Below are 21,837 nucleotides of genomic sequence, written 5' to 3'. Positions count from 1 at the left end.
ACATCCTCATTCCGCGCTCAAGATGGCTTCCCCTCGGCAGTTCATCAGGGCTAAATCAAACTAGCCGATCTGTCCGGTGAAACGGGGGCACTCCACCATCCACATAATCTTTGTAGATACTAGGGCTGATAGTTGGCAAAGGTCCCTCGCTTTGTTGAGGGGGACAAAGAAACACGCTTGGACTATCATGTACTTTCCACCCAGTCATAGCCCCGCCGCCAAGCGCTATAAAACCATTCGTATCATCATAGTTTCCTAACGTAATTGAGCGTTTCACAGCAGTAAGCGAGATCGGGTTATTCTTGGGTATTTCTTTGCCTTTATCATCGCCGAGCCTAAGTTTTACCTGGATAATGGCATTATGCCGTTCATTGCCAAAAACATTTGCACTGATTTCATCGAACTTACTACCGTCAGGTGTAAGGGTTGATATCGTGGCACCTAACGTAGTGGCCCAGTTGCCTAATTGATATGTATCGCTACTCATTTTTATTATCCTTAAAAATAAGATTTAGTTTTCAAATTGTTTTTATAAAAAACGAGGCAAAACCGCCTCGCCGGGATTTATTAATCCAAATTCAAGCGCGTTTTCCTTTCCTCTACCTTTTCCCGCAATTCGTCGGAAAATGAAGGCCGTTCGACAACTTCAGAAGCCGGCGACGACGGTAAACTCTCAGAGGATGAGGTTCCCTCCGTTGCTTCAGATGCCAGACTTGTCGTTGAGGATCTTACAGAAGAAGAAGCAGATTGAGACGCATCGCTAAATAAGTCTGCAGTATGTATCGGGGGGGTCGGCGGTGGCGTAGGCGCTGGCGGTACTGGTGTAACCGGGCCACTGCCTTCACTAACACTGCTGGTGCTGGCTTCCTCCATTGTCGCGTCTCCTAAACGACTGCTTATGCTACTGAACCCCGATCTGACACTCACTGCGTCATCAAAATCGCTTTCGCTGAACGTTGAGGACATAGAGCTTCCCTCATAATAAAAGTTTTGATTCAGCGTCTTGGTCATCGAAAAATTATTATTTACAATTTGCGTTTGGGAAGATTCCGGCCCAGATAGGAAGTTTGGCCGCTTCTTCTTCTAACTTGTCAGAGGCCGCCAGCCCACGTCCTCCTGCTCCTGCGCCCGCTTCGGCTACCCCATCGATCAATTTAGGTGCAAGTTTTGAGAGACCAAATCCCGCTACGGCAGATAGGATGCCCAAACCCATTCCCCATTCGCTTAGCTCTGCTGACTTTTTCGGGTTTTTTGGAGCCTCAACGACAGAAGCTACTTGCAAACCCGCTGAAGCAACTGCGCCCGCGACACTGAGCATGGCCAATCCTCCCATAGCCATCGTCGCGGTGCTAGCCGCCGCACCTGCAGTCACCAAATCAGCAATTAATGGCAGTCCGAAATAGGCTGCAACTCCAACAGCAACAATCCCCAATACGACGGCCTTCACTATGGCTCCAGTGGACGCTGCCTTTCCGCTACTATAGTGCCCAGTTGGGTCAGCATTGTTAATCGGATCATTGTTTACATAGCCGTACCAACTCAAACCGCCCGCACCAAATGGACTTGCTGAGTCTGGCTTGTTAAAGTGCATGAGTGATGGAATATATGTACGATATCCCTGCCCAAGGTGGTAATGCCCGCTGAGGCTATCCGCGATCTCCCCATCAAAGCCTGGCAAATATTCACCCGGAGTTTGCTCCTGCTCTCCGAAGGGGGAGTAAAGCGTCGACGTGGTTTGTCCGCCTTTACTTACAGTGACAACAGAGCCGCCGTGATCACAGCCAAACAATGTGACGAAGTCGGAACCCCAATATTGGGTTATCGGGTATTGTTGATGATATGTGCGCGCTATCGGGACTTCCTTGTCCCCATTGGACAGGATCTCGGTTACGACTTTGCCGTTTAAATAGTAAAACTCTCTTTTTTCTTGCTTGTTGACAGTCTGCGAACGAAGTCTACCGTTGCCATCATATTGATAGGTCGCAAAATCACCATTAGCCGTCGTGTAAGATGCGATTTGACCAAACGTATCATAAGTATAGGTCCCGGAACTGGTTTTCAGGAGCCTGCCAGCCCTGTCGTAAGAAAGACTTTCTCCGTTACTCGTCGAGGTAAGTTGATAGGGGGCTTCGCTATTTTCATAAAAATATTCGACGGAAGAGCCAGGCGATTCACTTTTCTTGGTAAGGTTGCCAAATTCGTCATAAGCATATTTAATCGACTCTAGCGGGGTACCTGAACTGTTGCTCGGGCCTCCGTCACCACTATAAGTAACCGTACTTAACCTCCCCCCTTCATCATATGTATAGTTTTCGACAAGATCGATACCAATACTGTCGCTCGTGGTAGTCTTCTTATTTATTCTGTTAATATCATCATATTCGATATCTATTGACAGTTCCAAACCTGCTTGTTGATCATAGATTGTACGGTTGACGACACGATTAAAGACATCATATGCGATCTCTACGGAGTTTATACTTCCATCATTGTCGGTTTCCCACCCGGTGAGCATATTATTTGGTCCGTAACTGAACGTAGTCTTTGTTCGGGCGTTTTTAATCGATGCTTTACGTCCAAACTGGTCATAGGTAATATTGGTGGTTCCGTTAATATCCGTGTAACTCAGCAGAGCGCCGCCGATTGAGTATTCATATGAGAAAAGTCGGCTAGTATTATCGATCCTATCTTGAACAGTTCTGGTTTTTACTTTGCCGCGAGGCGTATAAGTCAGCGTAATAACAAGTGCGTCCCTGTCACCGTTCGGCGTGGACTGAGCGATCCTAGTGGGCAGTGCTGTTAGAGGATCATACGCAAACGTCCGATAACTCCCGTCCGAGGCAGTAACCCTACGAGGAGCCTCTCCCAGCTGAGGAATGCGATCATATGTAAGGACCTTTCCGTCTGGAAGAGTAACCTTCGATGGTTTGCTTGCTGAGTCGTTTTGATAGGCGAAGGTATAATTTCTTCCCCCGACCGTTCGACTAAGCACCCTTCCGAAACCGTCGACAGTCTGGCTAGCAATAATTGTCCCATTGACTGTAATCGAAGCTATCTGATTATCGCTGCGATGAGGAAAGTATTCCCTGGTTTCGACCATCCCGTCCGGATAGGTCGTCTGGGTAAGTCGATCAAATCTGTCATAAACAAATTTTGTAGTCTGTCCGAGGGCATTAGTGTGAGAGGAGAGCCGCGATGCACCGTCATAGATAACAGTCTCTTTTGCTTTAACATTGCCCTGTTCATCCACCATTTGAATATGACGAGGATGATAAGCATCGTCAAATGAAGTAAGCCGCGTGCCGTTAACTCCTTCCTCCCCAATACGTTGAACAGTACTTATGTCAATCGGATTGTATTTCTGAACAACTTGCGCGCCACTTTGAAGCTTGTATTGATCTTGTTGCTCCCAATCGTCATAGGACAGCGTTCTTAAATTAGAGACGACCGAATCTGACTGCTCAATCGGCGTTATATCGCCATTCTCTAAACTGATCCCATCAGGACCAAGATAGTCCATCATCATAACCGATGTCAGGCGGCCCCGATTATCGAAATTGCGCTCAAGCAGCTTCTGCTCTAAACCACCTACCTGTGTGGTTTCGCTCAAGAGGTTTCCTTCACCATTCATAATTTGTTTGGAAACGACCTTCTGTGGATTGGTAATGGTTACCGTGCGATAACTATTATTGTCATCTAGAGTTTCCAAATTGTAAGCAAACTTTTTCGTATGTTCATAACGCTGGCCGTCTGCGCAAATAGTGTGTGAAAGAATACGTCCGATTGAATCGTAACTAAACGTTTCTACATTGCCTAGCGTATTCTTTCGTCGTAACGCACTGCCTGTGTAGGCACAGCTAATAGCTTCAGTGTTGTGAGAAAGATTATCATAGCTTTTTGTAGTAGTATTAATGGAAATCTCGCCGTCCTTAATGGCATATTTCATAGAAACTTTAGTAGGATATCCGTTCTGATCTTCGTCATAAACTGTAGTGACGTGGGACTTTACCATACCGTGGAAATAATTCTTCGGCGAAAAGTAATATTCTACGTCCGAGCTACGAACTAATACATCGTCAGAATAGGTTTCGCCCCTAGAGGGAACAATCCCATATCTCGCCTGTGTTTCATTCCAATAGATTGGCGAATATTTACTTACGGTTTTGCGGATCGGTGCCTGTGGCGCATCCGGTCGGCTTGGAGGAGTGATGGTATGTGATTTAAGGTATGTTTTCACGCCAAGATGTGCTGCGGGGCAATCGGGATCACTGCCGTCCGCTGGATAATACTCCCAGGCTTCCACGGTGCCGTCAGGATATACCGTCCGGATCTTGTTTGCGTGTTCATCATATTCATTCTTGGTGGAATATGATTGCGTACCGGTTTCGTCGGTAAAAGTCGATTCTGTTTTTATAGGAGATTGAAAGTGAGCTGGCTGGGCCTTAAAGCCACCGCGTTCCAAGGCATATGTGTGATTAGTTATGCTGGTATTGTTGTTCTTTTTAGTCGTCTGCGTGACGAGCAAATGGAATTTATTATAAACGTTGGTAGTAACTACTTTCGTACCATCATCGTCGGTGCGTGTGACAGTTGAACTATATCTATAACTATCTTCAACGTCGTACAGATTATCCTTATCACTTTCCCATTGAGACATATCACTATTGAAGCCGAGATAATTCTCATCGGAAAATTTATAAGTTATGATACGATCAGTTTTGATCCCGTTAACTTGCTTTTTATAGCGAGCGACGTAGGGGACGCTAGCGTTTCTTTGCGGTGCACAGCTGGGAAACTTATGGCCCTCTCCGTCATTGGTGTAAAAAACGGTTTCTTTAGAGCCGCTAGGAAATTCAAGCTCAGATAGCGGAAAATTTCCGAACGACTGAATAGTGTGGTCGTAGGTCATGTTCCATTGCAGGTCTGCAACTTGCACGGTTTCCAAATACCCATTTCTACAGATGAGACTGATCTTCCGTTCCACGTTAGTGTCCGGCCAAAGGGTGATCGTTCCCCCGGAATCTCCATTATAATCGAAGCTGACCAAAACAGGGCACTGCCCGGTTTCGTCAGGCACTTCATCTGAGATGCTAAGCAGCCGCCCAGTACCATCCCAAGCTAATGTTACCCCGAGACCATGCGCGCCAATAATTCTTGATGGAACCCAGTGTCCATATTGGGCCATCTGATCAAGCACGTAAATTTCGCCCTTGCGTTGCTGAAATTGATACCCTTGACCACCAAATTCGGCACTGTTGTAGGAAGCTTTAGCATTGACGATCTTTTGATCTGCTAGGCTGATCTCGCCACTTAACGTCCTGGACTGATATTTATCGCCCATGGCGAATACGACTGTGCCGTCGGATTGTTGATAACGCGGCCAAGCCATGCCCCAACCATTACCAAAACCCATATTGATATTATTCGACGGGTCGTAGCTAAGGGACAACGGTAGCGAGGGCCCGGCCCCTCCGTTGGCTTTAAGATGAGCGATCATGAGCGAGGCAGTATATACGCCCGTTCGCTGATCAACACCTCCATGCATCGAGTCCGAAAAATTGCTGGAGCTTTGAGAATAAGTGCTGCCACTGGACATAAAATTTCCTTTGAAAAATAGCGGGAATGCAATTTGATCTTATTTTCTCTTGCCAAGAAAAATACTGAAAACCCTGCCAGTGGGACTGACCCTGCAGAAAACAGCTCGTGAACGGGGATCAAAAGAAGGCAACGCTTAGTTCCGCCCTCTCCGATAGGAGACGAGACAAAAGCATCGCGCGAGAGAGAAGCGAAAAAGCGTTGGCACAACGCAGAGCTGAGGTAAAAACCGGGTCCGGGCTCCGTTGTCTATTCATTAGCCCTGGACAAACCGGACCTATTTAAACTGACCGAAAGGGATATCGACCTGACCGAGCTAATAATCCATAGGCATTAACATAGCCGAAAAAGCATGAAAGCTTGTCAGCAGAATCGGGCGACCTTACTGGACTTTCAGGGTCTGTGGCCCACCTTTAGGGAAACACGGGAACTATGCAAATCCACGCAAGATTTTGCGCTCAACTAAACAAAACACAGACTTTTGTTTAGCTACATCGGCAGCATGTAGTTTGGAATTTTACTCTGGAAAGCCGCTCGATATGAGCCTTTGCATTCGGCAGGTGAGATATATCTTTATAACCGAAATTCGTTAAGAAAGTCCAGCCGAAGAATGATATTTCTCGGCGCCTGCCCTACCCCGGAAGCCCCCTCAATAGTTTTGTCTCAAAAGCGACTACATCACTTTAATACTGCATTATGCCAGTGGAACGAATAAAAAACTCGCCGAGGCTTCATAGCTCCATACAGTGATCAATCTTTGCGTCAGCACAATTGGACCTGCGGCTGACAGTGTCACTGCTTCCGCTCACTAATTTCTTCGAAGCGGTTGTCCGGTGATATCCCTATGAACCTACTGTTCCAAGCCCGGTATTACTTCCAAAGCTCTGTCGCTTTCTTATTTTAACAGACAACCACTGATTCTCTCGCACCGGAGTAAAAAGCCTCGCCAATGCCTTTATAAAACCTGTTGACACCAAAACCATCTAAAAGAAGAAAGCTGTAGACGGCAGTCTATTTCTGTTTTTTATCATATAAATCAATTAGATAAGAGATAGTCACTCGAGTTCCCCTCCCCGGCCCGGTGCATTGATTTCCGGAGCGACAACCCTTTATTAACCATACCCCTTGCGACAAAATAAGAATCGGACATAATGACGGTATTCGGACGGTATTTCGTTTAATGCCGTCATTAGGGGTCCTATACCGATGAATAGCGTAAGTCAGCCAGCAGCGATGTCGTTTGACGACACTATATTGATGCAAGGGAGAGAAATATCTCACAAGCTCAATTTGCTGCGCCATGAAAATTTTCCGCCAGATGCTCGCAAAAACTTGCGACAATTTTCTATGGCCGAAGCGGCTTACTTCCTTGGTGTGTCACCGAGCAATTTGAAGAAGCTCCACCTCGAAGGCAAGGGGGTTGAGCCGATCATTCTTTCGGGCGGTCGTCGCGCTTATACAATTGAGCAAATACAGGAATTGCGCCATTGGCTCGACCAAAATGGTCGAGCCGATGTTAAGCGCTACGTTCCGCATCGAAGAGGAGATGAAAAGCTCCAGGTCATTGGCGTGGTCAATTTTAAGGGCGGATCTGGCAAGACAACTACGGCTGCCCATTTAGCGCAACATCTGGCTTTGACTGGTCATAGAGTTCTGGCAATTGATCTCGACCCGCAAGCGTCGCTTTCCGCGCTGCATGGCATTCAGCCGGAGCTTGATGAATATCCATCGCTTTATGAGGCCATACGCTATGACGACCAGCGCAAGCCGATCCGTGATGTAATTCGCCGTACGAATTTTCCAGGTCTCGACATTATCCCTGCAATGTTGGAATTGCAGGAATATGAATATGATACGCCGCTTGCGATGCAGAATGGCGGCGAGGGCCGTAGTTTTTGGAACCGCATTGCGCGCGTTCTTGCAGAGGTTGATGCGGATTATGATGTGGTGGTGATCGATTGTCCGCCGCAATTGGGCTATCTCACTCTAACTGCATTATCCGCAACCACTTCCGTTTTGATCACCGTTCATCCGCAGATGTTGGATCTCATGTCCATGTCGCAATTTCTGCTCATGCTCGGTGATATTCTTAAGACGGTTCGTCAAGCCGGCGGAGCGGTTCATCTTGATTGGTTCCGCTATTTGGTCACCCGTTATGAGCCGACGGATATTCCGCAAGCACAGATGATGGGCTTTATGCAAAGCATGCTCGCATCGCATATGCTGCAAAATCCCATGCTTAAATCGACCGCTATTTCCGACGCTGGTCTGACCAAACAAACTCTCTATGAAATTGAGCGTTCATCAATGAACCGCGCCACCTATGACCGCGCTATGGACGCAATGGAGGCAGTGAATACTGAAATCAGAGGGCTGATACATGCAGCCTGGGGAAGGTAGACGGCAGTCTAAAACGTAAATTCTGGAATGAAATCAGCGCAATAGCTGGTTTGAGGACTTAAAATGGCACGGAAGAATATCTTTAAAAGCGTGATGAAGCCGGAGGCAGGGGATAAAATGCCCGCTCCCGGTGAAGCTGTGTCACGTCGTTTCGGTGCCGCGAAATCCCTATCTGCCTCTATTGATGAGCTGGCGAGACAGGCTTCTCAGCAGCTTGAAGGCGAAACCATCATTGAACTTGATCCGGCGGATCTGGATGCTTCATTCATCACAGATCGTTTGCCGGATAAAAATGATGATGATTACCAACAGCTATTAGCCGCCATTCGGGAAAGAGGGCAGGATAGCCCTATTTTAGTTCGCCCCCATCCGCAGACCAGCGGACGATATATGATCGTATTTGGTCACCGGCGGGTTCGTGTTGCTCAGGAACTTGGTATAAAAGTTCGGGCCGTTGTAAAACCGCTAGCTGATCTAGAACATATTCTCAGCCAAGGACAGGAAAACTCCGCGCGTTCAAATCTAAGCTTTATTGAGCGTGCACTGTTTGCTGCTCGGCTTGAGAAGCTCGGCTATGAGCGCGAAGCCATTCAGGCCGCGCTGACGATCGATTATCAGACTCTCTCAAAGATGCTGACCATTCCACGTGGCATTCCGGAAGATTTGCTTCTGGCAATAGGGCCCGCCAAGGGGGTGGGTCGTGATCGCTGGTTGGAATTGCGCAAGCTCATAGAGAGACCCGGTAATGCAGACGAGGCCAGAGAACTCACAGAGAGCGATGTTTTCCGGGAAGCTTCATCCCCACAGCGATTTGAATTGCTTTATACGGAGCTCAAAGGCAGCCGACAGAGACGACCGGTGACCAGGTCTGCCGCAAAATCCGGGACCAGCTGGGTGGCTCCCGATAAAAGCGTAAATATCAGTTTTAAACAAACCAGCCGAACTGCGACCATGGCAATAGGATCTGCCAATGGGCCGCGTTTTGCTCAATGGATTTCTCGTAATCTGGATACGCTTTATGCGTCATTTAAAGAGGACGAGGAGTGAGTAAGCGTTCAGATGAGGGAAACTTATCCCCGTCTTTTGAGGATCGAGTATAAAGCCAAAAGAAGCAGGTGATGGTCATCTGCAAAGCTTGAAGAGGAAAAAAGCAAAAGAAAAAGGCCCCCAAACGTTGCCGCGTGGAAGCCCTTCTCATTGGTTTAGCAGCTAGAGAATCGCAAATCCACGAATCAGTGTCAAGTATAATCAGCGTCATTTTGGCGGGTGGATTTCTTTTGCCCAGAAAAAGGTGAAAGAAAAATGCAGTCTCATATTGGATTGACGCCATTTGGCAGTCAAAGGATGACGCACGCCTTGATGGCAGCCCATCAGAAAACAAGGAAATCAGCCAAAGATATCGCCATAGATAAGTGGCAGCTTTATCGTTGGCTGTGTGAAGGCAAGAGCATTATTGGCCTGAGCGATCGTACTCTTGCGGTCCTTTCCGCGCTGCTCTCCTTCCATCCTGAAAACAATCTAAGCACACATGTGCCGCTTGTGGTGTTTCCATCCAATAAGCAACTCTCCTTGCGAGCGCATGGCATGGCGGATGCTACTTTACGTCGGCATCTTGCGGCGCTGGTCGAAGCGGGTTTGATCACACGACAAGATAGCCCCAATGGTAAACGTTATGCACGTCGGAGCAAAAGCGGCGAATTACGCATTGCATTTGGTTTTTCTCTGGCCCCTTTGCTGACGAGAGCAACTGAGATTGAAGCCGCAGCAGAGCAAGTAAAAGCTGAGAAACTTGCTTTGCGTGAATTGCGCGAGCAGCTTACGCTGTTACGTCGGGATATTTCTAAACTATTGCAATATGGAATTGAAGAAAATCTGCCCGGTGAGTGGATACAGCTTAAAGCTTCGTTCCGATCCATAGTAGATGCTATTCCGCGTCGTGCTGAGCAGGACGAGCTAAAGCGCTTGATTGCGGATTTAATGGAAATTCACTTTTCTATAGATAAGCTATTGAAAAATAATGAAAAATCTCAAAAAATGAGCGCCAATGCATCTCATATTGAGCGGCAGCTAAATGAATCAAAACCAGATTCTATTTCTGAATATAATTTTGCAGATTTTGCAGAAAAGGAAACGAATCCGCTTGAAAAGCATAAATCGTCAAAACGAGATAGGCTCATAACAATCGAGCACATCCTGCAAACCTATCCAGAAGTTGAAACCTATGCTCCCAAGCCGATTAAAAATTGGCGGGATCTGTCGGAAGTTACATCACGGATACGCTGTTTCATAGGAATTGATACGAAACTCTATGAGCTTGCTCTACAAAATCTAGGGAAATTCCAGACCGCAATCGTCATCTCTTATTTGCTACAGCGCTATGAACATATTCGTTCAACCAGCGGCTATCTTCGTATTCTTATCGAAAAGGCCCAGAACGGAGCGTTTTCTGTGCAATCATTGATGCTCGGCGCCAAACAAGCACCTGATCTGACGAAAGATCTGCCTGTCTGTTCTGACCTGCAAATTGGTAAATTTCCTGCAACGCAACTGGAGGTGATCCCCAATCTCAACCAATAAGGTCTCAATCAATAGGGCCTCGGCCAATTTAGACCTTTTGCACGATAGGCAAGCTTTCAAAGCATAAGAAACGCACAGAATTGAGAAATTGCTTTACGTACCTCAAAACGATCGCTAAGGTTTATTGCGTAGCTTTGGGAGGAGTTATCAATGCATTCAAAAACGATCGCGAAAAGTCCGGCAAGACGCTTTGCGAACCGGTCGGAATGCTTTTGCTATACGCATTTTCGTAGCGACGGTGCGGGCCAATGATTGCGACCTCGCTCAGCAACGAACCAATTCAGCTCGAAGCGACAGCGCTGTCCAAATCTTTCGGCCCTGTCGAAGTTTTGCGCAACATCAATCTGACCGTCCGTGGTGGCGAGGTTCACGCGATCATCGGTGAGAATGGTGCTGGCAAATCCAGCTTGATGAAACTATTAGCCGGCAATGAACGGCCGAGTTCTGGTGAAATTTATATTGATGGACAGCTGGTAAGTTTCTCTGGGCCGGTAGCAGCCGAGGCACATGGCATTGTGCTGGTGCATCAGGAAATTCTTCTCGCTCCCGATCTAACCGTGGCGCAGAATATTTATCTCGGGCGAGAAATTACCAATGGATTGGTCGTTGATGACAAGTCCATGCGTGAAGGCGCTCGCAAAGCTATTCGTGATCTTGGTGCTGATATTGACCCGGACGCAGTGGTGGGAGGCCTATCGATTGCACAGCAACAATTAGTGCAGATTGCACGGGTTTTGCTTGTGCCGCACCGAGTGGTGATTTTTGACGAGCCAACCGCTTCTCTGACACCACACGAAACGGAAGCGCTGCTGAAAGTCATTGATCATATACGCTCCAAAGGCATTGCGGTTCTGTATATTTCGCATCGCCTGCCGGAAGTGAAACAGATATCGGATCGGGTAACGGTGTTGCGGGATGGAAATCTCGTTTCTTCCCATTTGGCAAGCGAACTCGAACCTGCTGATATGGCCCGTCTGATGGTTGGGCGCGATGTTGCGAAACTTTATCCCGACCGTAAAGCCAATGAAGGCCAGCAAGCTGTTCTTGAAGTCTCTGCTTATAATGTACCCGGCTTTGTGCGGGATGCGGCTTTCCATTTGAATAAGGGTGAAATTCTCGGCTTTGCCGGGCTTGTGGGCGCTGGGCGGACCGAATTGATGGAAAGCATCGTCGGTGTCAGACCGGGCAAGGGCAATATTCGACATAATGGTAAATCTGCGCATTTCCGTAATGCACAGGATAGTCTTTCTGCGGGCATTGCTTATTTGAGCGAGGACCGCAAAGGCAAAGGCTTGTTGCTATCCAAAGATATGGGCATAAATCTCACCCTGGCCTCGATCAAAAAATTCATACGCGCTTTTCAGATTGACACACAAAAAGAAAGTCAGGCGCTGGATGAAACAATTCGCGAGTTTGATATTCGCACCGGCCGCAAGGATATTCTTGCTGGTCAGCTCTCCGGTGGTAATCAGCAAAAATTACTGCTCGCTAAGATGATGATGCTGGATCCGTCAATCATTATCATTGACGAGCCGACACGTGGCATCGACGTTGGCACTAAGGAACAGATTTATCAATTCATCGCCAAACTTGCAGATGAGGGACGATCTATCATCGTGGTTTCCTCTGAAATGCCCGAGCTTATCGGCATTTGTGACCGTATCATCGTCATGCGGGAAGGGCGGATTGTCGGTGAAGTCAGCGGCGAGCGCATGACAGAAAATGATATTGTCGTATTGGCGACGGGGGTCAGCCATGATGCAGCGGCATAAATAAAGGGGAATCGATGACACATAGTGCCACCGAAAAAAAAGAGACGCTTAAAACGTCCAAAGACTGGGATTTGCGCGCGATTGCACCATTCGTCGCGCTGTTTTTGCTGCTTATTCTCGGTACTCTGGCAAATCCTAATTTTCTAAGCGTTGATAATTTACTCAATGTCGCAACGCGAAGCGCATTCATTGCGATCATCGCGCTGGGTGCCACCTATGTCATTTCATCGGGTGGCCTTGATCTTTCTGTTGGCTCAATGGCGGCATTTGTCGGCAGCATCATGATTTTATTCATGAATAGTGGGGTTATAGCCGATCCGGTGATGATGTTGATCGCCGCCATGCTGCTCGCAGTGGTTGTGGGTGCAGCTTGCGGGCTGGCCAATGGGTTAATCACCACTATAGGCGGAATAGAACCCTTCATCGCCACACTTGGCACAATGGGTATATATCGTGGTTTGACCACCTGGCTCTCACAGGGTGGGGCCATTACTTTGCGTAATCCGGAAATTCAGTCGATCTATCGGCCTGCCTATTTCGGCTCGGTGATGGGGATTCCTGTACCGGTGATCGCTATTTTCACGCTTGCGGCCATTGCGGCATTTATCCTTTATCGCACACGCTATGGGCGCCATGTGATCGCGGTGGGCTCAAGCGAAGACGTTGCGCGCTATTCCGGTATTTCGGTCAAAAAAGTGCGCACGATTGCCTATGTAATCCAGGGGCTTTGCGTGGCTGCAGCTGTATTGCTTTATGTCCCGCGCCTTGGCTCTACGTCAGCGACCACCGGCATGCTGTGGGAATTGCAAGCAATCACTGCGGTTGTCGTCGGTGGAACTGCCTTGCGCGGCGGGGTGGGGCGTGTCTGGGGCACGCTTTGCGGCGCATTTATTTTGGAAATTGTCAGCAATATCATGCTGCTTTCCAATTTTATCAGCGAATATCTGATTGGGGCCATTCAAGGCGCAATCATCATTATTGCCATGTTGGTGCAAAGATCACTATCGCGGCGATAGCGCATTCCTACAAAAATCTCACGGTTTGCGTAAGGATCATGCGGGCGAAAATAGGACTTAGAGCGATACCGACATCTGATTGCTCTAGGGAGGTAAAATTGACGGAACTGAAGGGGCGGTTCCGGCTCAAGAGGAATGAAAGCCCCGTTATTGGGAGGAAACTATGCGTAAAAGATTATCAAGCATTGCTTTTGCCGCATTGGCAGCAGGGGCGATGGCTTTCACCGGTGCGGCTAATGCACAACGGGCGGAAAAGGAAGTAACGATTGGTGTTTCAATTCCTGCTGCTGACCATGGTTGGACAGCGGGCGTTGTCTATCATGCGGAGCGCGTGGCCAAACTTCTTCAAGATGAATATCCGGGCCTTAAAGTGATCGTGAAAACATCGCCCGACGCCGCCAATCAGGCCAATGCGTTGCAGGATCTTTCTGTTCAAGGGCTTGATGGTCTGGTCGTTCTGCCGACCGATCCTGATCCGCTGGTCAATGCGATTAGGGAAGTCAAAGACAAAGGCACTTTCGTAGCACTGGTTGATCGGGCACCGAGCGTCAACGACAATTCGATCCGCGATCTTTATGTTGCTGGTAACAATCCTGCACTTGGTCGAGTGGCAGGTGAATATATCGCAGCAACCACACCGGATGCAGAAGTGGTCGTTATTCGCGGCCTGCCGATCCCGATTGATCAACAGCGTCAGGATGGTTTTGACGAGGGGATTAAAGGCTCCAATGTCAAAATTCTTGATCGCCAATATGGCAATTGGAACCGTGACGATGCCTTCCGTGTCATGCAGGACTTCCTGACCAAATATCCGAAAATCGATGTGGTCTGGTGTCAGGATGATGACATGGCTGTTGGTGTGCTTGAAGCAATCAAGCAGGCAAACCGCGACGATATTCAATATATCGTTGCCGGTGCTGGCTCTAAAGACATGATCAAACTGGTCATGGATGGCGACAAGATGGTGCCGGTTGATGTGCTTTATCCGCCCGCAATGGTGGCAACGGCAATGCAACTTGCAGCAGCTCATTTCTATGATCAGGTTCCGGTAAGCGGAGAATATATTCTCGATGCCACGCTGATCACTAAGGATAATGCGGAGCAGTTTTACTTCCCCGACTCTCCGTTCTGATTTTAGCGCCCGCTCCTTGAGGGGCGGGCGTACCCACCGAATGCAGGAGAAGATTTAATGAAAACGATCAAGGGTCCGGCCATTTTTCTTGGGCAGTTTGCGGGCGATGAAGCACCGTTTAATAGCTGGGACAGCATTACAAAATGGGCTGCTGAAAAAGGATATATCGGGGTGCAGGTACCCTCATGGGCAAGTCAGCTTATTGATTTGAAAAAAGCCGCCGAATCCAAGGATTATTGTGACGAATTTAAGGGAATAGCGCGCGAAAATGGCGTGGAAGTCACAGAGCTTTCCACCCATTTGCAAGGCCAGCTTGTGGCTGTTCACCCTGCTTATGATGAGGCCTTTGATGGATTTGCAGTGCCGGAAGTGCGCGGCAACCCCAAAGCGCGGCAGGCTTGGGCGGTTGAGCAGGTAAAAATGGCGATCCGCGCCTCACACAATATGGGCATTGGCGCGCATGCGACTTTCTCGGGCGCGTTGGCATGGCCCTATGTTTACCCTTGGCCGCAGCGTCCTGCTGGTCTGGTGGAAACGGCTTTTGATGAATTGGCGCGCCGCTGGTCGCCGATCCTTGATCATGCGGATGAGCATGGCGTTGATATTTGCTATGAAATTCATCCGGGCGAAGATTTGCATGATGGCATAAGTTTTGAAATGTTTCTTGAGCGGGTGAAAAACCATCCGCGTGCCAATATGCTCTATGATCCCTCGCATTATGTGCTGCAATGCCTGGATTATCTCGACAATATCGACATTTACAAAGATCGCATCAAGATGTTCCACGTCAAGGACGCGGAATTTAACCCCACTGGTCGACAGGGCGTCTATGGCGGGTATCAAAGCTGGGTCGATCGTGCCGGGCGCTTCCGTTCGCTGGGCGATGGCCAAGTCGATTTTGGTGCAGTTTTCTCCAAAATGGCTGCCAATGATTTTGATGGCTGGGCGGTTGTTGAGTGGGAATGTGCGCTGAAACATCCGGAAGATGGTGCACGAGAGGGAGCCGAATTCGTTCGGGCGCATATTATTCGCGTAACTGAAAAGGCGTTTGACGATTTTGCCGCTGGCGGAACAGATGATGCTGCCAATCGGCGCATGCTAGGTCTTTGAGGATATTATGACAATTGAAGCTAAAACCCAAGAAGCGGCAGCACCGCTCATTCGTTTAGGCATGGTCGGTGGCGGGGCAGGCGCGTTTATCGGGGGCGTGCACCGCATGGCATCGCGGCTTGATCATCGTTTCAAACTGGTGGCAGGCGCGCTTTCATCCACGCCAGAACGTGCGCAAGCATCAGGGCGCGAGCTTGGACTTGCGCCGGACCGGATTTATTCCAGCTATCGTGATATGGCCATTCGCGAAGCACGGTTGAAAGATGGTATTGAGGCGGTTTCCATCGTTACCCCCAATCATGTGCATTATGATGCGGCAAAGGAATTTCTGCGCCGCGGCATTCATGTCATTTGCGATAAGCCGCTGACGTCAACACTTGCTGACGCTAAGAAGCTCAAGAAAATCGCCGATGATAGCGGAGCCCTGTTTGTCCTCACCCATAATTACACTGGCTATCCGATGGTGCGACAAGCGCGCGAGATGATTGCCAAGGGTGAACTTGGTGATTTGCGCGTGGTGCAGGTTGAATATGCGCAGGATTGGTTATCCGAGCCATTGGAACAGACCGGTGCCAAAGGTGCTGTTTGGCGCACTGACCCGACACAATCGGGTCTTGGCGGTGCAACAGGCGATATTGGCACCCATGCATTTAACCTTGCGTCTTTTGTCACCGGACTGACGCTCGACAGCCTTGCAGCAGATCTTGATAGTTTTGTTGAGGGCCGGCAGCTTGATGATAATGCGCATGTGATGTTGCGTTTTGCTGGTGGTGCCAAGGGTATGCTTTGGTGCAGCCAAGTGGCGCCGGGTAATGAAAACGCACTGCGTTTGCGTGTCTATGGCACCAAAGGTGGCATTGAATGGGCGCAGGAAGATCCCAACCGATTATGGTTCACCCCATTGGGCGCTGAAAAGCGCCTGATCACGCGCGGTGGAGCGGGGGCAGGGGAAGCTGCCGCGCGTGTGACCCGCATCCCCGCAGGGCATCCGGAAGGTTATCTGGAAGCTTTTGCAACGATTTATACTGAGGCAGCACACGCTATTGAAGCGCATCGCAGCGGTAAAAAGCCAGATGCAGACGTTATTTACCCGACGGTGGATGATGGGCTGGTTGGGGTTGCTTTCATTGACGCCTGTGTGCGTTCGTCGCGCAGAAATGGTGCTTGGGTGTCACTATAATTCGATTTTACCCATGTAAAAGGGCGCTCTTTAGCGCCCTTTTTGTGTATTTGGTATCATTAAACGTAACGATTGACGATATTTTCCAAATATTCCTGTCGACCGGATTTCGGCTGAGGATTGATATTTTCAGATTCCACCACGCTTACGATCTGATCAAGTGTCATATCAGTCATCAGCTTTTTGCCAAACGCACTGTCCCATCCGGCGTAGCGTTCTTCCAGTGGCTTTGATAATGCCCCGTCTTCAAACATGCGCGCAGCAGCTTTTAATCCGCGTGCACAGCAATCCATGCCACCAATATGGCCGATCAGCATATCTTCTGGATCAAGGGATTGGCGACGAAGTTTGGCGTCAAAATTGGTGCCGCCGGTGGTAAAACCGCCATCGAGCAGGATTTGATAATAGGCGAGCGCCATTTCCGGCACATTATTGGGGAATTGATCCGTGTCCCAGCCCGATTGATAGTCATTACGATTCATATCAATCGAACCGAGAATTCCAAGGCTGCGGGCCAGTGCGAGTTCATGCTCGAAAGAATGGCCGGCTAGAATTGCATGCCCCTGTTCAATATTGACCTTCACTTCCTTTTCAAGGCCATAGCGTTTGAGGAAACCATAAACAGTTGCCACATCATAATCATATTGGTGTTTGGTCGGCTCTTGCGGCTTGGGCTCCAGCAGGATGGTGCCTTTAAAGCCGATCTTATGTTTATAATCGACAACCATGCTGAGGAAGCGGCCCATCTGATCATATTCACGCGAAAGATCAGTGTTCAGCAGGGTTTCATAACCCTCACGACCGCCCCAAAGCACATAATTTTCACCACCAAGACGCATGGTCGCATCAATGCAGGTTTTTACTGTCGCTGCCGCAAAAGCGAAAACTTCAGGATCTGGATTGGTGGCAGCGCCCGCCATAAACCGTCTATGGGAGAACAGATTTGCGGTTCCCCACAATAGCCGCATGCCAGTTTCGGCCTGTTTTTTCTCAAAAATATCGACAATTTCGTTCAAATATTTTGTATTTTCGGCGAAATTTTTGCCTTCTGGACGCACATCGGCGTCATGAAAACAATAAAATGGTGCACCGAGCAGCGAAAAAAACTCAAAAGCAACGTCAGCTTTAAGCTTTGCAGCTTCAAGTTCGTTGGAAAACCAAGGCCGATCAAAGGTGCGGCCGCCGAATGGATCGCCGCCTTCCCAAGCGAATGTATGCCAATAGGCCACTGCAAAGCGCAGATGGTCTTCCATCCGTTTGCCCAGCACGATTTCGTCTGGATTATAGTGGCGAAAAGCCAACGGATTATCGCTGTCGGGGCCTTCATAACGTATTTTTTCGATATCGCCGAAAAATCCGCTGCTCATTTTAGTCCTCCCATTCGGTTCTGTTCAGGAAATTACATTCCGCAAAGCGGGATAAATTGCGTGATAGCGCTGATAGGCTTCCTCATAAGCGCCCAGCAAACTCGTATCAGGCTCAATGGTCTGGGCGGTTGGTGGCGGCGCACAGACCGCAAAAGGGTCAGCACTTGTGGCCGCAATCAGACCAAGGCGCGCAGCACCAAAAGCCGCGCCAAAATCGCCTTCCTCGGGTAGAAGAACTGGCACTTTTAGCGCGGTCGCGATGGCTTTAAGCCAATATTGCGAACGCGAACCGCCACCGACCGCCGTGACCGAGCTGATTTCTGTGCCGGCCGATTGCAATGCTGCGAGATTGTCACGAAACGCGAAAGCCACCCCTTCAAGCACGGCCTGAGTCATCGAATTACGGTCTGTCTCATGCTCTAGCCCGGTGAAGATACCGCGTATTTTCGCATCATTATGCGGTGTGCGTTCGCCCGATAAGTAAGGCAGAAAAGTAACGCTGCTCGGCGCCTGCAATTGATCTCCCAATACTGCGCCGAGTTCTTGCGGCGTGGAGCCAACAATCTGTGAATACCATTCAAGCGCGCTGGCAGCGGAAAGGATGACCCCCATCTGGTGCCAACTATTGGGCAGCGCATGGCAGAAAGCATGTACAGCGCTTTCAGGCTTTGGCTGATAGGCGCCATTAGCCGCGAAAAGCACGCCCGACGTGCCAAGCGAGACAAAAGCGTGGCCCGGTTTGACCGTACCCATGCCGCAGGCAGATGCTGCATTATCGCCAGCGCCACCGGCAATCACTGGACGGTTAGAAAGCCCCCATTTGCTCGCAAGTTCAGCGCGCAACATGCCCGCTTGTGCGCTGCCCTCAACGAGTTGCGGCATGTGACTTTCATTAAGGCCAGTTTTTTCCAGCAATTGCGCCGACCAGCAACGCGCGCCGGTATCGAGCCAGCTTGTGCCGGAAGAATCCGACATTTCAGAAATATATTCGCCACTAAGCCAGAGACGCAGATAATCTTTCGGCAGGAGGATTTTGCGCACGCGCGCGAAGATATCCGGCTCATTGCGCGCCACCCAAACGAGTTTAGGTGCGGTAAATCCGGGAAAGACGATGTTACCAGTGATGGCTCGAAATGCCGGATCCGCGTCTAATTCCGCCGCTTCCTTATAGCTGCGTGTATCGTTCCACAAAATGCAGGGGCGCAAAACTTGATCATTCTCGTCAAGCAGGGTTGCGCCATGCATCTGGCCGGAAAGCCCGATACCAGAAATTGCCGAAAACGCTTGCGGATGGGCTGTACGCAGGCCATCGATAGCGCTTTCACAAGCCTTTATCCATTGTGCTGGGTCTTGCTCGCTCCAGCCCGGATGCGGACGCGATACATCCAGATCACCATGGGCCGAGCCCACCAGATTCTGTTCATCATCGATCAGAAGAGCTTTAACCCCAGATGTTCCAAGATCGAGACCGAGATACATTTTTTCTCCGTTCAGCCAAATTGCGGCAAGTTATCTTTCAGGAAAACTTCGATGCGGATGTGCTCTTGTCCCGGCACGATTGCCAGGTCATCCGCAGACGCTTTCAATATGCGGATGGCGCTGCGAATTTCATGTCCTGCATCTTGCGCCAGAACCGCATGGATCAAACCATCTTGCAAAGCTTTCGTGGTGATTTCATCACGCTCATGCGCAATGACCAAAGGGCGCTCTGTCTCTAAAGGAAGCGCTGCTAGCGCATCGACAAGTCCACTATTGCCAGCGCCAAGACTGTAAATTCCTGCTATATCGCGGCGCTGGTCGAGCAGGGAGCGCACAAGCTTTTCAACCCGCTTTCCCTCGTCCCAGCCTTCCAGAACAGGTAGAATTTCGCGGTCTGGAAAATCAGCGCGCATAGCAGCGCAAAAACCGTCAAACCGCTCTTGATGATCATGAACTTTCAAAGACCCCGCGAGAACGGCAATTGCACCTTTGGTTCCTTTGGCAAAAAGCCCCAACAGACGAGCCGCGGTGCGCCCGGCAGCATTATTGTCCACGCCGACATAATGTTTGCGGGTTGAGCGGCCGAGATCAGAAACAAGCGTCACCGCATGGATGCCGTTTTGCGTCAGCCGTTCGCAGGCGGCGCGGACTGGGTCAGTATCAACCGCAACAAAAGCCACGCCGTCAGGTCGGCGCTCAATAGAGGCATCAAGCGCGGTTACAAGGGCCGCTTCGTCAAATGCCGGCACCAATACCAAATTGATCAGAATCCGATCAGCCGCGGCGTGTTTCAGCGCGGCTTCCAGCTCTGCCCGCAGCGCGAGCATGAAACTATTGTCATTGTCGGGAAGAATGAAATCGAACCTGTAGCGTCGCCCGCGTGCAAGATTAGCCGCACCAACATCACGTACATAGCCGAGCGCATTCATCGCAGCTATCACTCTTTCCCGAGTCTTGATGCGAACGCCGGGTCGATCATTAAGAACACGATCAACAGTAGCCAGACTGACGCCTGCCGAACGCGCAATATCATGCACTGTAGGTTTCATTTTTACTCCTCATTGCAACATAAGAGTAAAAATGAGGTACGTAAATCAAAAAATCATAGCAATCATATCACTGGGTCAGAACAGGTGGAAAACTCAACAGTTACCGGAGTTTGCACAGCCCAAATCATTGTGTCTCTTGTAATTATTCCTGCAATTGGGTCTATAAATATTGACTGCCCACTGTGGAAATTGAGTGTGCGAGAAATTGAGAGTGTGAAAGAAACTGATCGTTGACGAATGATATTGCCCATACCGAGCTGATTGCGGTTTTAATTGCCGTTACAGGCGAACAACCGCGGGTGATGACTGTGCGGCAGGGACATGCTTTGCCATCAGGCCCATTTGAAATGGAGCACCGATCATTACAGGCCGGATTGCGCGCTTGGATCCAGTCTGAAACCGCGCATCCCGTGGGCTATCTTGAACAACTTTATACTTTTGCTGATCGCGATCGACATCCGGAAGGTGAGCGCATTATTTCCATCAGCTATCTCGGACTGGTGCGCGAAAATGATGCGGCGGTGGATCAGGCCGGTTGGCGAGGTTGGTATGATTATCTGCCCTGGGAAGACCATCGGCAGGGCATACCGGAAATCACCGATCATTTGAGCAATGCCTTGCGCGATTGGGCGCATAGCGCGGCAACGGCAGAATTAACCAAATTGCGTTTACGCCGTATCGCTTTTGCTTTTGGTCTTGATGGCGAGCGCTGGAACGAGGATCTCACATTGCAACGCTATGAGCTGCTTTATGAGGCGGGGCTAGTGCCGGAAGCGGGCCGGGATGCGGGCGAGAGCGGGCGACGCATGTTTGCCGATCATCGCCGCATATTGGCCACAGCCATTGGACGGTTGCGCGCCAAGATTAAATATCGCCCGGTCGTCTTTGAGCTGATGCCGGAAAGTTTCAGCCTTTTGCAACTTCAGCGTACCGTTGAGGCCTTAGCCGGTTTGCGACTGCACAAACAGAATTTCCGCCGCGTCATTGAACAGCAAAACCTTGTTGAAGAAACAGGCGAAACCGATAGCGAAACCGGTGGCCGTCCGGCCAAGCTATTTCGCTTCCGCTATTCTATCGTTGAAGAACGCGCGCTATCTGAACGCCCAATTGCTGGCAGCAAATTACCAATCTCACGCGATTGATGCATGAAAGCCCGTGCA

At 49.5% G+C, this 21,837-nt stretch carries 13 protein-coding genes and 1 pseudogene; 9 read left to right on the top strand and 5 right to left on the bottom strand.

Going from position 1 to position 21,837, the window contains the following annotated elements; all coding sequences use genetic code 11:
* Positions 1–55 precede the first annotated feature (55 nt).
* Together C7374_RS12915 and C7374_RS12910 are read right to left on the bottom strand one after the other, a co-directional pair.
* Entirely contained in the window at positions 56–487 is a 432-nt protein-coding gene (locus tag C7374_RS12915) for a hypothetical protein (protein ID WP_111576041.1), read from the bottom strand.
* A 534-nt stretch (positions 488–1,021) separates the two neighbouring features.
* Positions 1,022–5,596: an RHS repeat domain-containing protein gene (locus C7374_RS12910; protein ID WP_111576040.1), complete on the bottom strand. Its 4,575-nt coding sequence runs from the start codon at positions 5,594–5,596 to the stop codon at positions 1,022–1,024.
* A 1,205-nt stretch (positions 5,597–6,801) separates the two neighbouring features.
* On the opposite strand from C7374_RS12910, the gene repA reads away from it, so the two are divergent.
* The 8 genes and pseudogenes from repA (at position 6,802) to C7374_RS12870 (ending at position 16,782) form a co-directional block, all read left to right on the top strand.
* Entirely contained in the window at positions 6,802–7,995 is a 1,194-nt protein-coding gene (repA, locus tag C7374_RS12905) for a plasmid partitioning protein RepA (RefSeq protein ID WP_111576039.1), read from the top strand.
* A 63-nt stretch (positions 7,996–8,058) separates the two neighbouring features.
* Positions 8,059–9,042 (top strand): plasmid partitioning protein RepB, encoded by a 984-nt coding sequence (repB, locus tag C7374_RS12900; protein WP_245412665.1) that lies wholly within the window; start codon positions 8,059–8,061, stop codon positions 9,040–9,042.
* Positions 9,043–9,297: 255 nt separating this feature from the next.
* Positions 9,298–10,467: pseudogene (repC, locus tag C7374_RS12895) on the top strand (plasmid replication protein RepC); the annotation flags it as partial.
* Positions 10,468–10,820: 353 nt separating this feature from the next.
* Positions 10,821–12,344: a sugar ABC transporter ATP-binding protein gene (locus tag C7374_RS12890; protein ID WP_111576037.1), complete on the top strand. Its 1,524-nt coding sequence runs from the start codon at positions 10,821–10,823 to the stop codon at positions 12,342–12,344.
* 14 nt (positions 12,345–12,358) lie between these two features.
* A complete protein-coding gene (locus C7374_RS12885) occupies positions 12,359–13,360 on the top strand; it encodes an ABC transporter permease (protein ID WP_111576036.1) in 1,002 nt (333 codons plus the stop codon).
* Between the two features lie 163 nt (positions 13,361–13,523).
* Entirely contained in the window at positions 13,524–14,492 is a 969-nt protein-coding gene (locus tag C7374_RS12880) for a substrate-binding domain-containing protein (protein WP_111576035.1), read from the top strand.
* A gap of 57 nt (positions 14,493–14,549) precedes the next feature.
* Positions 14,550–15,602: a sugar phosphate isomerase/epimerase family protein gene (locus C7374_RS12875; RefSeq protein WP_111576034.1), complete on the top strand. Its 1,053-nt coding sequence runs from the start codon at positions 14,550–14,552 to the stop codon at positions 15,600–15,602.
* A 7-nt stretch (positions 15,603–15,609) separates the two neighbouring features.
* Positions 15,610–16,782, top strand: a complete 1,173-nt coding sequence (locus tag C7374_RS12870; protein ID WP_111576033.1) for a Gfo/Idh/MocA family protein — start codon at positions 15,610–15,612, stop codon at positions 16,780–16,782.
* 59 nt (positions 16,783–16,841) lie between these two features.
* Here C7374_RS12870 and xylA read toward each other — a convergent pair whose 3' ends face one another.
* The 3 genes from xylA to C7374_RS12855 are packed head-to-tail and all read right to left on the bottom strand — an operon-like array spanning position 16,842 to position 20,677.
* Positions 16,842–18,149, bottom strand: coding sequence for a xylose isomerase (xylA, locus tag C7374_RS12865; RefSeq protein ID WP_111576032.1), 1,308 nt, complete (start codon positions 18,147–18,149; stop codon positions 16,842–16,844).
* Between the two features lie 24 nt (positions 18,150–18,173).
* On the bottom strand, positions 18,174–19,628 hold the full coding sequence (gene xylB / locus C7374_RS12860) for a xylulokinase (RefSeq protein ID WP_111576031.1): 1,455 nt from the start codon (positions 19,626–19,628) through the stop codon (positions 18,174–18,176).
* 11 nt (positions 19,629–19,639) lie between these two features.
* Positions 19,640–20,677 (bottom strand): LacI family DNA-binding transcriptional regulator, encoded by a 1,038-nt coding sequence (locus tag C7374_RS12855; RefSeq protein WP_111576030.1) that lies wholly within the window; start codon positions 20,675–20,677, stop codon positions 19,640–19,642.
* Between the two features lie 230 nt (positions 20,678–20,907).
* On the opposite strand from C7374_RS12855, the gene C7374_RS12850 reads away from it, so the two are divergent.
* The gene (locus C7374_RS12850) at positions 20,908–21,819 is read left to right on the top strand and encodes an NUDIX hydrolase (protein ID WP_111576029.1); all 912 of its coding nucleotides are present in this window, start codon (positions 20,908–20,910) and stop codon (positions 21,817–21,819) included.
* The last annotated feature ends 18 nt before the right edge of the window (positions 21,820–21,837 follow it).

Origin of the sequence: Falsochrobactrum ovis, from assembly GCF_003259955.1 — a bacterium.
Taxonomy (GTDB): Bacteria; Pseudomonadota; Alphaproteobacteria; order Rhizobiales; family Rhizobiaceae; genus Brucella; species Brucella ovis_A.
Note: the sequence above shows the minus strand (reverse complement) of the source record. Positions and strands in the feature narration are given on the sequence as shown.

Coding starts and splice junctions, on each gene's coding strand:
- repB (WP_245412665.1), top strand. CDS start 8,059: ATGGCACGGAAGAATATCTTTAAAAGCGTGATGAAGCCGGAGGCAGGG.
- C7374_RS12880 (WP_111576035.1), top strand. CDS start 13,524: ATGCGTAAAAGATTATCAAGCATTGCTTTTGCCGCATTGGCAGCAGGG.
- C7374_RS12890 (WP_111576037.1), top strand. CDS start 10,821: ATGATTGCGACCTCGCTCAGCAACGAACCAATTCAGCTCGAAGCGACA.
- xylA (WP_111576032.1), bottom strand. CDS start 18,149: ATGAGCAGCGGATTTTTCGGCGATATCGAAAAAATACGTTATGAAGGC.
- C7374_RS12875 (WP_111576034.1), top strand. CDS start 14,550: ATGAAAACGATCAAGGGTCCGGCCATTTTTCTTGGGCAGTTTGCGGGC.
- C7374_RS12870 (WP_111576033.1), top strand. CDS start 15,610: ATGACAATTGAAGCTAAAACCCAAGAAGCGGCAGCACCGCTCATTCGT.
- C7374_RS12915 (WP_111576041.1), bottom strand. CDS start 487: ATGAGTAGCGATACATATCAATTAGGCAACTGGGCCACTACGTTAGGT.
- C7374_RS12885 (WP_111576036.1), top strand. CDS start 12,359: ATGACACATAGTGCCACCGAAAAAAAAGAGACGCTTAAAACGTCCAAA.
- xylB (WP_111576031.1), bottom strand. CDS start 19,628: ATGTATCTCGGTCTCGATCTTGGAACATCTGGGGTTAAAGCTCTTCTG.
- C7374_RS12910 (WP_111576040.1), bottom strand. CDS start 5,596: ATGTCCAGTGGCAGCACTTATTCTCAAAGCTCCAGCAATTTTTCGGAC.
- repA (WP_111576039.1), top strand. CDS start 6,802: ATGAATAGCGTAAGTCAGCCAGCAGCGATGTCGTTTGACGACACTATA.
- C7374_RS12855 (WP_111576030.1), bottom strand. CDS start 20,677: ATGAAACCTACAGTGCATGATATTGCGCGTTCGGCAGGCGTCAGTCTG.